General features: G+C 43.9%; 10 protein-coding genes. All 10 read right to left on the bottom strand.

The genetic code is table 11. The features are described from left to right. Positions 1–70 precede the first annotated feature (70 nt). Positions 71–874 (bottom strand): ABC transporter ATP-binding protein, encoded by an 804-nt coding sequence (locus tag VIG27_RS00425; protein ID WP_394524262.1) that lies wholly within the window; start codon positions 872–874, stop codon positions 71–73. A gap of 16 nt (positions 875–890) precedes the next feature. Continuing rightward, entirely contained in the window at positions 891–1,709 is an 819-nt protein-coding gene (locus VIG27_RS00420; RefSeq protein ID WP_394524260.1) for an ABC transporter permease, read from the bottom strand. 58 nt (positions 1,710–1,767) lie between these two features. Beyond that, entirely contained in the window at positions 1,768–2,844 is a 1,077-nt protein-coding gene (locus VIG27_RS00415; protein ID WP_394524257.1) for an ABC transporter substrate-binding protein, read from the bottom strand. Between the two features lie 42 nt (positions 2,845–2,886). Next, on the bottom strand, positions 2,887–3,855 hold the full coding sequence (locus VIG27_RS00410) for a C-terminal binding protein (protein ID WP_394524255.1): 969 nt from the start codon (positions 3,853–3,855) through the stop codon (positions 2,887–2,889). 306 nt (positions 3,856–4,161) lie between these two features. After that, positions 4,162–5,262, bottom strand: coding sequence for a non-hydrolyzing UDP-N-acetylglucosamine 2-epimerase (gene wecB, locus VIG27_RS00405; RefSeq protein WP_394524253.1), 1,101 nt, complete (start codon positions 5,260–5,262; stop codon positions 4,162–4,164). 47 nt (positions 5,263–5,309) lie between these two features. Beyond that, positions 5,310–6,947, bottom strand: a complete 1,638-nt coding sequence (locus tag VIG27_RS00400) for a glycosyl hydrolase family 8 (protein ID WP_394524250.1) — start codon at positions 6,945–6,947, stop codon at positions 5,310–5,312. Next, the gene (locus VIG27_RS00395; protein WP_394524247.1) at positions 6,944–8,896 is read right to left on the bottom strand and encodes a glycosyltransferase family 39 protein; all 1,953 of its coding nucleotides are present in this window, start codon (positions 8,894–8,896) and stop codon (positions 6,944–6,946) included. The genes VIG27_RS00400 and VIG27_RS00395 overlap by 4 nt, the downstream gene beginning before the upstream one ends. Positions 8,897–8,941: 45 nt before the next feature. Then, the gene (locus VIG27_RS00390; protein ID WP_394524242.1) at positions 8,942–11,125 is read right to left on the bottom strand and encodes a cellulose biosynthesis cyclic di-GMP-binding regulatory protein BcsB; all 2,184 of its coding nucleotides are present in this window, start codon (positions 11,123–11,125) and stop codon (positions 8,942–8,944) included. Between the two features lie 46 nt (positions 11,126–11,171). Next, entirely contained in the window at positions 11,172–12,473 is a 1,302-nt protein-coding gene (locus VIG27_RS00385) for a glycosyltransferase (protein ID WP_394524237.1), read from the bottom strand. A gap of 43 nt (positions 12,474–12,516) precedes the next feature. Next, a complete protein-coding gene (locus tag VIG27_RS00380; protein WP_394524235.1) occupies positions 12,517–14,097 on the bottom strand; it encodes a DUF2334 domain-containing protein in 1,581 nt (526 codons plus the stop codon). Between the last annotated feature and the right edge of the window lie 11 nt (positions 14,098–14,108).

The following is a 14,108-nucleotide window of genomic DNA, read 5'->3' as shown; positions in this document are numbered from 1 at the left end:
TTTCCTTAATCATACATACAGTATTGTACCATACAAATTTCTATATGAAAATTTTCCTTCACTCCGATGATCAGATCCCCTCTTTCATCAGCTTCATGCTTTCTTCCCGGATCAGTTCAAACGCTCTCATTTTATATTCAATAAACTTCTGGGAGGATTTTACCCGATAATCCCGTGGTCTGTCTAAATCAATGTCTATTATTTCACGTACTCTGCCGGGACGGGCGGACATGACCACCACCCGATCGGCTAAAAAGACCGCTTCTTCCACATCATGCGTTACCATAACGATAGTCTTTGGTGACTTCTGCCACACATCCAGCAGCAATTCCTGCATGATTTCCCTGGTTGTGGTGTCCAATGCTCCAAATGGTTCATCCAACAGCAGAATACTTGGATCATTTGCCAGTGCCCTTGCAATGGCAACTCTCTGCTGCATCCCACCAGACAAAGACTTTGGATAGAGCTTTTCAAATCCTCTCAATCCCACCAAATCAACATATTGGTTTACAATCTCATGAATCTCTGCATTGGTCTTTTCTTTCTTTTGTTTCAGCCCAAACCCAATGTTTTTCTCTACGCTGAGCCACGGAAACAGGGTATACTTTTGAAACACCATTCCCACCTCTGCGCTGGGTTTGGTCAGTTCCCGGTTATCGTATATGATCGTTCCGCTGGTCTGCTCGGTCAAGCCTCCGATCATGCGGAGCAGGGTTGATTTTCCACAGCCGGAAGTCCCAAGGAGTGCCACAAATTCTTTTCGGTGTACATGTAGGTTTGTTTTTGAAAGTGCATGGACATCACCGTTCTTTGTATGATAAACCTTCTCAATATCAATGATGTTCAATCCATGATTTTCCAGATCCTTATCCATACCACTAGCTCCTTTCTTAAGATTCATTCCATGGAAATAATAACTTTTTTAAATATAATCCCAGCATATCTAAGAACAATCCAATGAATCCGATTGATATGATTCCTACAAATATCTTATCCACCCAAAATTGTCTGCCTGCCTGTGAAATCATAAATCCGATTCCTTTCGAGGCACCTACCATTTCAGCAACAATGATATAGGTCCATGCCCAGCCTAACACCACACGCAGGGTGTCGATCACATCGGGCAGACATTTTGGAAGAATGATTTTCCACAGAACTTCCAGCTTGGAAACTCCCAGGGTATAGGACACCTCAATCAATTCTCCGCTGACATTGCGGACATTATTGGCTACCATAAGAATAATCTGTGCAAAACTCCCTACTATAATAATAGCAACCTTGGCTTCCTCTCCAATTCCAATCCACAAGATAAACAGCTGAATAAAGGCAGATGCCGGTAAATATCGGATAAAAGAAAACATGGGTTCCCAGAATGCGGAGCAGGGAGCATAGGTTCCAATCAAAATCCCCAAAGGGATTCCTACCACCGAAGAGATCAAAAAACCAATCAAAACTCTTTGTACGGACATTTGTATATCCAGTAAAAATCCCCCTTTTGTAAACATGGTAAAGGCGGTGGCAACAGTCTTGACGGGGGTAGGCAAAAACATTTGATCTACCTTTATAACATACGATGCAATTCCCCACAGCAAAAAGATCAAAAGAAATGCAAAGGCTGACAATGTCACATATGCGTTTTTACTGATTGTCCCTTTGGGGGTAAACGAATCGGATAATTTCTTTAAAAGTCCCATTTTCATTTCTTTCATGACTTCCCTTGATTCCTTCCTAAACATTCCATGATGAATGATGTTTTACGCCTGTTCCTTATTTTAACCGCTCCAGATAATCGCCTGTAATCATTTTCTTGGAATCCGGCACCTCATTGATCAGTCCCATATCAATCCACAATTCTGAGGCCATATCCGCAATCGTATAGATATCTGTCTCAAAATAGGAGAGATTTTTTGCTTCATCGTATAATTCGATCTCGGATTCCATAGCGGCCTTCAGACTGTCACCGCTGTCATTTCCCGTATATTCTGCCATAATTTTATAAGCATCCTCAGGATTGCTCTTTATGTAGTCAAGGGCATCATACCATCCGCTTACAATCGCCCTTACCGTTCCGGGATAAGATTTAATAAAATCATTATCCATAGCCAAAGCATCTAAAATAATGCCTGGTGTGGCAGAACTATCAATCATGACGGAGTCACCTTCTGTCTCTTTTGCTTTTGAAAGCCATGGTTCCCAGGTTACGGCTGCATCCACTTCCCCTGCAATAAAAGCCGCTCCCGCATCACCGGAACTCATATTCACTGCCTGAACATCGTCCAGCGTCATTCCTTCTTTCTGCAGGAGATACTGGAACCAGAAGTAGGAAGCACCGCCGGTAGTATCCAGTGCAACGGTATGGCCTGCCAGGGATTTTACATCTTTTAAATCAGACTTTGCAATCAGACCATCTCCGCCTGCGGAGGTATCAAGTGCTAATACGACGGAAATATCCATTCCGCTGGCCTTGTTTAAAACATGGGTATCTATGGTTGTTGACATACCCTGAATCCTCTTTGCCATCAGTGCACTTTTACTGTCTGTTTTGCTTTCAAATAGCTGAATGGATACGTCAGCACCGTGATTTTTGAAAAATCCTTTCTGCTCTGCCAGATACATCGGTGCAAATCCAATCCAGGAAGACTGACCGATGATGGTATTGCCTTCATAGAACGCCAGATCACCTTCTGCTGCCGGCTGCTTGGTGGTTTCAGCGGTTTTTGTTGTTTCTTCGGTTTTTGTTGTTTCTGCCTGACTGTCCGGTGCTTCTGTGGATTTGCTGCCGCATCCTCCTAAAAGAGCGGTTGTCATTGTGAGTGCGAAAAATAATGCCAGAAATTTTTTCATCCTTTTCCTCCTTGTGCATGCTGTTTTGTCTGTGATTTATGATTAAGGGTTTACCCAATCAGCAGGTTCTTTCCCCTCATACATACATAACCCGTTTTCTACGGTCCTCCGCTTTAAATCCGCGTAGGATTGTGTAGATAAATAAGAGATGTGGGGTGTTACAATGATATTTTCCACCGATAATATGGTCTCTGATACTGTTGGCGGCTCGTTGGTGATTACATCCAGGCAGGCGCCTGCTATTTTCTTTTCTCTTACTGCCTCAATCAAATCCTGTTCTGCAACGGTGCCTCCTCTCGACGTATTGATAAAGTAAGCCGTTGGTTTCATCAACTCAAAATGTTCTTTTTTCAACAGATGTTTTGTCTCTTGGGTGTATTTTACATTCATGCTGACATAATCCGCGGTCTTTAACCCTTCTTCCATGCTGACCGGCTGGATGAAAGAAGCTTCCAACTGCTCTTTCGTAAGAAACGGATCATAGCCGGTCACCCTGACTCCAAGTAATTGCACCCGTTCCGCAATCGTTCTTCCGATTGTTCCGCATCCAATGATAAAAAGAGTGGTTTCGGAGATTCTGGGGGCGATCTTTAAAATCGCCTGCGCTCCCCACTTTCCATCTTTTAAGGATTCCTTGTATTCAGTCAGACATTTGTTGAATGTGTACATGGCGGCTATGATATAGTCTGCAATATCCTCAGCGCAGTACCCCTGTACATTGGTGACTTTAATTCCTTTTTCCTTTGCGGCCTTTATGTCCACACGGTCATATCCGCCTCCATACACAGCAATTCCTTTGCACCGTTCCAGTTTGTTTATGGTTTCAGCGGTTATAGACGTATAAATCTGAGTCAAAATAAGATCTGCCTGATAACCAAACGCATTTAAATCATGCTCAAAATCATATCCGGAAAACCGGATATCTGCTTGCGGGTATCTCTCGGCAAGAATTCTCTTCTCTTCTTCATAGTCCGGCCATTCTTCGTCAATAATCCAGATTAAGGGACTCATGTTACACCTCCGGCAATTAATAATATCATTATATTTCCATTTTCTATTAATGAGTTCATTCATGAATGGGTAAAAAAAAACGCTCTGGCTGCTGCCAAAACGTCTTTGTTTGTATTACCATAGCATCAAATAGCTGAAGCGTCAATTATTATTTTAATTATTTTCAAATAAAAGGTGTGGAGTTTATAATGTATGGAAATTGATGAAAAATCGACAAAATAACAAACTCATTGGTTATTAAATCAAAGTTGTTATTATATTGACCTGAGATATAATTCGGCGATCGGATACGAATGGGGTGTGGCTTTACTCTCCATCCCCCATTAATATATCTGCAATCCGTTTACTGGCAAATCCATCTCCGTAAGGATTGCTGGCTTGGGACATTTGATCGTATTCCTCATTATTACTTAATAGCTTTTTAACAGACAAGTAGATATTTTCCTCTTCTGTTCCCACAAGACGCAGGGTACCGGCTGCAATTCCTTCCGGCCGCTCCGTTGTGTCCCGCATGACAAGGACAGGCTTTCCAAGGCTTGGAGCTTCCTCCTGAATACCTCCGCTGTCCGTTAGTACCAGGTAAGACCTTGCAAGGAAATTATGGAAATCAAGCACATCCAAAGGCTCTATGATATGGATTCGCTCCTCCCCGTTAAAAACAGCATAAGCAATCTGCCGGACCAGGGGATTTAAATGGATGGGATAAATGACTTTTACATCCGGAGTCTCCGCAATAATCCGTTTGATGGCACAAAACATTTGCTGCATGGGAGTTCCCATGTTTTCTCTCCGATGGGCGGTCAGCAGGATCAGCCGGCTTCCCGATGCCCAGTCTAACTCCTTATGATAATAATCCTTTTGAATGGTTGTCTTTAATGCGTCTATTGCCGTATTTCCGGTCACATAGATTTGATCTGCCGGTTTCCCTTCTTTGAGCAGATTTTGTCTTGCCTGCTCCGTGGGGGCAAAATGATACTTTGCTATGATACCGACGGCCTGCCGGTTAAATTCTTCGGGATAAGGGGAATGAATCTTATAGGTTCTCAGTCCCGCCTCCACATGGCCAATGGGAATCTGTAAGTAAAAGCAGGCCAGGGCCGTGGCAAAGGTTGTGGTCGTATCGCCGTGGACCAATACCATATCCGGCCGTTCATTTTGAAGGATTTGTCTGATTGCGTTTAAAATATTTATTGTAATCTCAAACAGGGTCTGATTTTCCTTCATAATACAAAGATCATGATCCGGAGCCACGTCAAATACCTCCAGTACCTGATCCAGCATGGTCCGGTGCTGACCGGTCACACAGACACTTATCCGGACATTCTTTCTTGTTTTTAATTCTTTCACAAGCGGACACATTTTTATGGCTTCCGGCCTTGTCCCAAATACCACCATTATATGTTTCATCGTCAAGCACCTCATTGGTTTTTCAGAAATTTGTATTCAAAAAGGGGTTAATTGGTATATTCGTAAGCCAGCATTGCCATCACCTGATCAAAAGAAGTGATGCCCGTGCCGTCTTCCAGTCCAAACGCTCCGTGATAGACATAAGAGGTATTTACAATTCTCATCTTTTCCATCTTTTTAAGAGCCTTTCCCTGTAAATCCCTGTCTCCGATCCGTTCTGCAATCATGGCAATCAGGGCATAAACCGCGGTGGAATCATAATGATAGCCATCTATCACTTTCCCTTCCACGGAGTAACGGGCTTTGACTCCTTCCTGGTCCATTTCTTTCTTTAACCAGGCTATGGTATCCTCCTCCAACTGATCCGCTTCCGCCAGATGAAGAAGCGTGACCATCGCTTCCGCCATGTTGATATCGTCTTTTTCATATGCTTTGGTCTTGTAGTTATACCAGCTGTAATACAGAGGAAATTCATCACTTATTTTACCTTCCGTAATCAGTTTTTTTGCTTTCTCATAAGGTTCTTTCAGCCGTTCCTCCTGAATGGATAATTCTTTCATTGTCTTTAAATCTCCATAGCAGAGAGTAAAACGGTTTCCATTTTTTTTGAATTTGCTGTCATAAAAATCTACATAAGATCCATTGGAAACTCCATATCGAAGTAACTCTTTTTTATAATCGTTAATGGCTTCATCATATCCGCCCCATAAACGGTTTGCGGCCATTAAGGCTTTGATGATCCGCAAATCATCCAGAAGGGAATTCACCGGAGAAGGCTTATTTTCAGTGACTTTCCAGGCGGTGAGACCGTGGGTTTTCATGACGGAGTTTACATAATGGTATATTTTATCAAATAATTCCCGGTCGTTTTTTAATACCGCATATTCAAGCATGGCTCCCTGGGTTTCACAAAGAACGTCACTTGCCTCTGTCTTTTCTCTGGAGGTGTCGTATATCGTATGGATGCCGCCTTTGGAATCCATCATGTGGCTGGTGACGAATTCGCAGGTTACCGCTGCGCTTCCTTCCACCGCATCCTTTAAAAACCCTTCAAACACGGAGGCTTCTGTGATCTGTCTGGAACTCCAGGCCCTGATGATTCCCTGCTCATCGAGAAATATGGTGGTGGGAATGTTGTGCAGTCCCAGTTTTTTATAAGCAGCCAGACCATTGTCATAATAGGTGTTTATAGGGATTTCCTGTTTGGATAAATATTGTGTGGCTTTCTCTTTTGTTTCCTTTAAATTATCCAGCTTGTTGATGAGAACATAATTGATTTCACCATATCCTTTGGCCCTGTCAAGAAATTGATTCAGGAGAGAAAGCTCTTTCTGGCAGTCCGGACACCAGCTCGCCCAAAAGGTCAGGACCGTTACCTTCCCTTCAAACGCCCTTACCGATACTTCTTTTCCATTCTCATCCTCAAAGGAAACATCCGGTATCTTCTGGTTTAAATCACAATGTTCCGGGAGAACGCTTGTGATGTCATCAAGAGAAACCTCTTGTGCCATTTGCTCCTCCTGACTCCAATCGGCCTTCTTTCCACTGCTTTGACCGGGCAGGTCCTCATCATCAGGAGTATACAACAAAAGAAGCATACCTCCGGCTATGGTAACGGCAGCCAATATAACGAGAATGATAATCAATATTTTTTCTAGCTTTGATAAAGGAATTACTGGTTTCATTTTTCTTTTCTCCAATTGCTGTGCTTGGATTTTTCCAGCTCCAATTCTTCTCTTAATGCTTTACATTCGGTTGTCAATTTCTTATTTTGTTTCTCTAACTGCTCTATTTTGTTGAATAACTCAGTCCGTTCACTGTCTCTCATTTCCTGAAATATTATGTCTTTTTGATCTTCTTTGTCTGGATGTGCTGTCTCTTTCATATATTTGGCAGAAACCGTCACGATTACATTGCCGTTTTTGATTGCAGAATCCATGTCAAACGCATTGGTCATGTTCTTATAACGGGTTTTTATGGCCTTGCGTTCCTCTTCCTCGAACTGCTTCAACACCGTTTCTTCCTGATGCTTCTGCCGTTCCTTTTCCTTTCTTTGCAGATCCGCGGATTTCACAAAGACGATGGCATTTTCAAAAATATATCCGATACCAACGGAAGCTGCGATCATGAAGACCGGAAGCACGTGATAGTGGTATCTGTTTTGGCTTTCCACGAACAGATGCATGGCTGCGGTACCAAGATAAAGCAGAATGGGCACGTATAAGTAGGAGGCTTTTCGCTGCAGCAAATAAACCAGCGTCATTAAGGTAAACAAAATTGTTATCATATATACCATATGATTCGTTTCCTGAGCCGCTGTCAGAATACCCGCCCGCTTGGGAGTCAGTTGGTTCTGTTCTTTTAAAAATGCCAGATTCCAGGTCACACCATAATCATCATTTTCCCAAAGCAATTCATATTTGTTGACAAACAGATCAAAGAGTGCCCTGGGGTCGGAAGTGAGCCGTTTCATGGCCCGGTCCCGGCAGGCAATCTGAGCCTGTATGGGAGATTTGGTGATGTCCAGGTTTGCATATAAAAATTTGGAATCCTCTTCGTTCCAGCCTCCCCTTGATTCCTCATTTAACCCTACCAGCAGATTGTAGCCAAAGGATTCGCTGAGGGAGGGAAGGCTTTTATTGATGGTCAGTTCAATATTCGTGGTAATAACACTGGAAAGAATCCAATAGGAAACCAGGATGAGAACGCTTCTTAACCAGCCCTTTGCCATAAACCGAACCCAGATTGAGATGCTGTTTTTGGGTATATTCGGCAGCTTCATGTTCTGAGGCGACAGGCAGAGTATGATTGCAATGAGAAGAATCAGGGCCATGGGACGGATGGCAGACGTTACCGCAATCAGAAAGCCCAAAAGGATATGAAGAAGCACTCCCCACACCGCATGCCTCGTTGCCGCATCATAATCCATTGCAAGGTGCAGAAAAAGCAAAAGGGATAAATAAAGAAAAAACGTAAAGGAAAACTCTGCCGCCAGCATGGTCCCGTAAAAAATCTGAGACGGCCAGAATGCGGCTGCCGTCAAGGCAATCACTCCCGCCAGCTTTCCTCCCAGCTTCCTGCCGATCCGGTAAATAACAAATACCGTTCCCACCGAAAACAGGACATTGGCCATCTGGCCGTTCCATACACTTGTACCAAACAGTACAAACACATTTTTTAAAATGTAACAATAGCCTATGATATGAGGAAACATGGCAATGTAATTGCAGTACCCCTCTCCCTTCTCCTGAAGCGTCCCGTTTTTCAGCATTTCTGCAATTTCATAATAGGTTTTGTAATCCGATGCCGGCTCCATGGGGAACTGAACGATCACCGCATACCGAAGTGCAAATGCCGCTCCCAGAATGAGTATTACATAAACACCCTCCAGCCCCAAGGAAAGGTTTCTTCTTTTTAAAAGCCTGGAAGCCAAATCCAGTCTGGCACAAAGCAGCGCAAAGAAATGCACACCGATCCAGACCAGGAAAAAGACAAGGATCATCAGCCCTTTCCTCACATAGGGATAGTTCTGACTTCCTCCCGGATTGGATACGCCGCAGATCAGGATATAGGCAATTCCAGCCACAGATAAAGCGATACAAAAATAATAGAACCAGTTTTTTTCTAATTTCATACGTTCCCTCATTCCTTTTCAGGCAGTACCAAATGTCCGGCAAGTCTATTTCTCATCCTTTTTCCGGTACGAGCGCATCCGGAGCAGTATGATGATGACAGCAATTAACATCATAAACATGGCGGAAGTGGCAACTGCTGTAAATATAACAGACCGCTTATTCCGGACCAGCTTTTCTATGGGAGCCGGCTCCTTCTTCCCCGCTGTGGTCTGATAGAACTGAAAGGCTGTGGCACTGGAATCGGGAGCAATGATGACACAATCCTTTGTGATCTTACTGCGCTGCCTGCTCTCCCTTAAAAATCTCTCAACGTTTAAAAGAGTTTCACTGCTGCTTCCGGTAACAGCAAGCACCCCCCGGTTAAGGGCATATGGAGATTTTATGAGCTGCATGATTCCAATGGTCCCGGCATACTCCTTAGACAAAATCAGCTGTTCATTGCTTTCAAAACCGGTTCCGTCCGGGGTGTATCGAAAACTCAGCTTATCATTGATCTGAGGAATCCATGGATTGCTCCCATAAGTGCCGGTTGTAATGAGATTGTAGTCTCCGTCCGCCTCCGTGAATGCACCGGCTCTCCTTACCAAAAAGCTGCCGTAAGGTTTCACTCCATTGCCATACATGGCCACAATCTGCCCCAGCAGATTCAGCTCCCCGGAAGAGGGTGCATCAGAAACCACCAGCATCACATCGTTGAATCTCCCATCCCTGCGGAATGGAAATGCCTGTAAATCAAAGGAAAGGGCCGCATCCGACGAGGACGGTAAAAACACCGCAGACTCCCTGGAGACATAGGCCCAGGGCATATCACTCTGTCTGGGGGTGCAGAGCATATCCGCAATCTCCAAATCAAAGGAAATCTTGATGCTGCCTGCGGACGTGCCTATAACGTCACGGGGGATTTCAAAATTCAGCTCATCTCCGGAGGCATTTTCCTTACTCAGACGTTTGCTGGCAATTGGCACCTCTCCCCAACAGACAGTAATAAGAGAACGGGTAAAATCGAGATTTTCACTGTACCGGAACTTCAGGGCAATCTTTCCGCCTTCGGAAAGGACAAAATCTTTGGATACGGGAAGATAAAGATAATTTTCCTGGTGAAATGGGCCGACAAAGCTCATTCCGCTGCCCATGATGTCTTCAAAGGTATAATGGCCGGCCATCATATCATTCTTTTGGGTAGCATCCATAGCAATCTGGGCGCTTCCTTTTTCCACCGTGGCAGCATGGGTGTATTCCTGAGAGGTTCGGCTTTTATCCATAAGCATATATGCCGCTTCCAGCAGACTTTCATCGGCCATTGAGGTGATGAGGAGCAGCGGCTTTCCCTGAGCATCATCGGTAAAGGTCACCGTGGCATTTTCTGTGGAATCAGGTGCTTTGGCTGCCCGGTCTTTATACTCCTGGGGGAGATTCTCATAATCCGATATTACTATGGTCCGGCTTGGATTTTTATTTGCCAGGTCAGAAAGAAGACATACCTGAATATCATTCCGCTCCTTCGTATCCGTACTTAAAGCTGCCATTAAATTCATGGCCGCAGCGATTTCCCCATTGGACGCCTGATCGGATACGGCAATCACAAGCCCCTCACCCGTGGGATTATAGGTTGACATAAATGGATAAGGAAAATAGGAAAGCCTGTGTTCCGGGTCTTTGCTCTCATAGCCGCACCGGATGTGAGAAGCTTCGTCGATTCTAAGCCAGTTGGCACCGGACTCCTCATCCACACAGCCCTCCTCATCAAAAAGCCTTGCATAGGCGGTTATTTTGAGAGTATTGTAACCGGTGCGGACTTCACTCATGGGGATTTGCACATAGAGGATCTGAGAACTTCCGTTCTGATACTCCAGTCTGTAGGACTGGATGGGAACGTCATTGATGGACAGCGTCACAGAAGACCGCTTGCCTTCCAGAAGCTGGCTGACATCATACTGGATCTGAGCATATACATACTTCACATCCCAGTAATCCGGAATATTAAAATACAAATCGGCAGAAGAATAAATCCCCTTTAAGGTCTTTCTGGGAAAGAAAATATCCTGGGTATAGCTTGTGGGTTCATGAACAGGTTCTGTGGTATCCGGGGGCGGGGGCGGAGTTTCCCCCATTATGGCTGCATCTGTATTGACTGTATCTGTATTGTCTGCATATGCTGTGCCTGTCAGTCCTTGCATGATGAAAAGGACGAGTCCCAGATATACTCCGATTTTTTTCCGTATTTTCATAATCGTCATCCTCTATTTCTCCGCCGGCGGCGGTGTAATCTCTGGCTTATTTCTCTGTTCCTTTTGGGTTACCGGCTTTTTTCTTCCCACCGTCTTCTTCAAAACGTTCGGTCTTATCCCATATGACTTCCCTTTGATAAACCGTATCCTTTATGCCCTGTAAGATTCCGTTTAAAACCACCAGCACCCATAGCTTGGCATAAGTAAACAGCATGAAAAAGGTAAGTACCAGATTGCTGAAATTAAACTCATTTTTTTCCACCGATAAGGTGATGGCTACATTTAATACAAAGAGGAGAATGGCCATTTCCCACAAAAGAGAAGAAAATCCGCCAAGAGTCACATACCAGAATCCCAGAATCCCCAGCAGGAATATCATATCGGAAAAGACCAGGGAGGTGAACATCAGCAGGTAAACGAGGGCATAATAAATCACATCCAGCCTCATCCTTCCGGCTTTCGGGTCAAACGCATATTTAAAATTGCTTTTTAATACATATAGATTCCCTTTTACCCAACGGGTTCTTTGCTTAAACCACTGCTTGAGCAGCTGTGGCTCCTGCTCCCACGTGACCGCTTGAGGAATGAATTTGATGGTATACCCCATCCGGTACAAACGGAAACTGATTTCCGTATCTTCGGCAAGGGCATTCACATCCCAGCCGCCCATTCTGTCAATCAATTCCCGCCGGATCACATAGTTGGTGCCAGGTATCGTGCACAGTTTGAAGAAGAAAAACCGGCCGGCCTGGTTCATACACTGATAAGCCAGGGTCTCAATGTTTACAAACCGGGTAAGCAAAGAGGCATACTTGTTTCTGGTGCGGAACTTTCCGATGACTGCCCCTAATTTATCATCTGACATTAAATTTTCTACCAGGAGCTTTAACGCCTGTCGTTCCGGAGTATTATCTGCATCATAGATTGCAATGACCGTTCCCGACGCAACGGACAGCGCAATATTTAAGGCATTGGACTTTCCTTTTCCTCCTACCACATGGTCCGTATTGATCACAATGATCCTGGAATCCGGATTATTCTGCTGAATCCTTTGAAGGACTTCGGCTGATTGATCCGTAGAATTGTCATTTACCACTATTATTTCATATTTATCTTTGGGATAATCAAATTTTAATAAAGCTTCCATTGTTTTTTGTATAACAATGCTTTCATTATGAGCAGGAACCATGACGGTCACCATTGGATATTCTGAAATCGGCTTATGACCATCTGTGCGGTACATCCTCATAATATAGATAAACCCTCCTACTGAAAGCACTATATTAAGAAACATCAGGCCCCATATCACAAAGATGGAATATAATGCCAGTACATCAATAATTGACATATACCCTCCCAGTATTTAATCTTTTTTACCAGATCAATCATATTTATGGTCTGTCATTCTCCTCATTGCTATCCCTAAAGAAATAATTTCTCCGGTTATAATATCTGGCTAACAATATAAACAGCACAAAGAGAATGGAAGTAATGCCTACTAAGGTGACCAGGATTCGGTTTTGGGTTGTCAAATCCCTGGAAAACCTCTGAAGCATGTTTCGGTGATAATTATGTTTTTTCCCATACGTGTTTGGAACAAAGGTCAAATCCATCTTTTTGTCATTTAATACAAGGCTGTGATTGTTATAAACCATCATGTTTTTTTCCGTCCACCAGCTGTGGTCCATGTCCCACAGGCTTTTTAAAGGAATGGAGGAACTGCGGCAGGCATCTGCGATTTTAAGAATTTCTGCCGTATCCGCTTCTAAGGAAATGGGAACTGCGGTGGAATAGGCAGACACATAGCTGATGCCAAGATCATCAAGAGCCACAGAACTGCCGATCCACTGATGACCGTCTTTATAGACCTCATTTCCCGCCATATCCGACGGTTCTATATAAGGATCTTTCTCCTGGGATGTAACAATGGTTTTAAAATGGCTCATGATCTCAATGGTATCTTTATGAAACAGCCAGTTACGCGGGACCTCCAGAGCCAGGGGATAAACCCCCTGTTTGTTGTATAATTCCAAAGCCTGTTCCAGATAATTCAGCATGGTATCCGTTTGAAAGGACGGCATTTGATTGATGGGAGCATTTATCACCACAGAGCCTCCATTTGCCTGGGCATAGCGCAGAACCTCACAAAACCTTGACATTGCCGGATAATCCCCGTTAACGTACATAGGCATGACCGAAATTACAAAAGGAGTTTTTGCATCTGCCAAAAGCTTCACCACCTCCAGCAGCTTCTCAGGATTTTCATAGGGAAACACTTTGTCAATCACAAGATACTGGGCAAAGATATTGGGTTCCCCTTGAAACGGCCACTTCCACCGGGCTGCCTCTTTTATGAATACGGCCTTGACCAGAGGATTTTTTAAGTTCGTCACCGGTATATGGGTAATCGCACCGCTGCTCCCGCAGAGATAGCCCTCTCTGCCATCTGCAATCAGGCTTCCATTCCGGTAACCCACCTTCTTTAAAAACAGATAATAATCATCTTTTACGATTCCCGACTGATAGGTCAAACCATCAAAGGTATAACTGGCTTTCCCGGTGGAACTGTTGATTCCCTCATAATCGTCTCCTCTTTTCGTATCTTCTAAGTAACTTTTTAAAAATCTGCTGCCAACAAATAAAATATGGGGCGATGTGTTCTTGCCCAAGCCGGTAACATTCTTCTCATACTGATTCAGCTTTTTTGTAAAGTCTTTGGGATATGTGGTCAGATCATAGCAAATGATATAGGAAAACTGATCCAGATGGTCCATACTTTCCGATACCGAGCCATAGCTTATTTTAAAGCTCTGATAGGTCAGAAGCTCTGTCATATCATAAACCGTGTCAAGGGTCTCCTCATCCGAACCATCGCTGTAGATGAGCAGAATGTCCCCTTTTTCTATCTTTTTACCGCTCAAAGCCCATGACGGGGACGGATTTATGATACCGGATACTATAAATATGGCCATACAGACGAGAA

The organism is Lacrimispora sinapis (assembly GCF_043633585.1).
GTDB classification, from domain to species: Bacteria; Bacillota; Clostridia; order Lachnospirales; family Lachnospiraceae; genus Lacrimispora; species Lacrimispora sinapis.
Note: the sequence above shows the minus strand (reverse complement) of the source record. Positions and strands in the feature narration are given on the sequence as shown.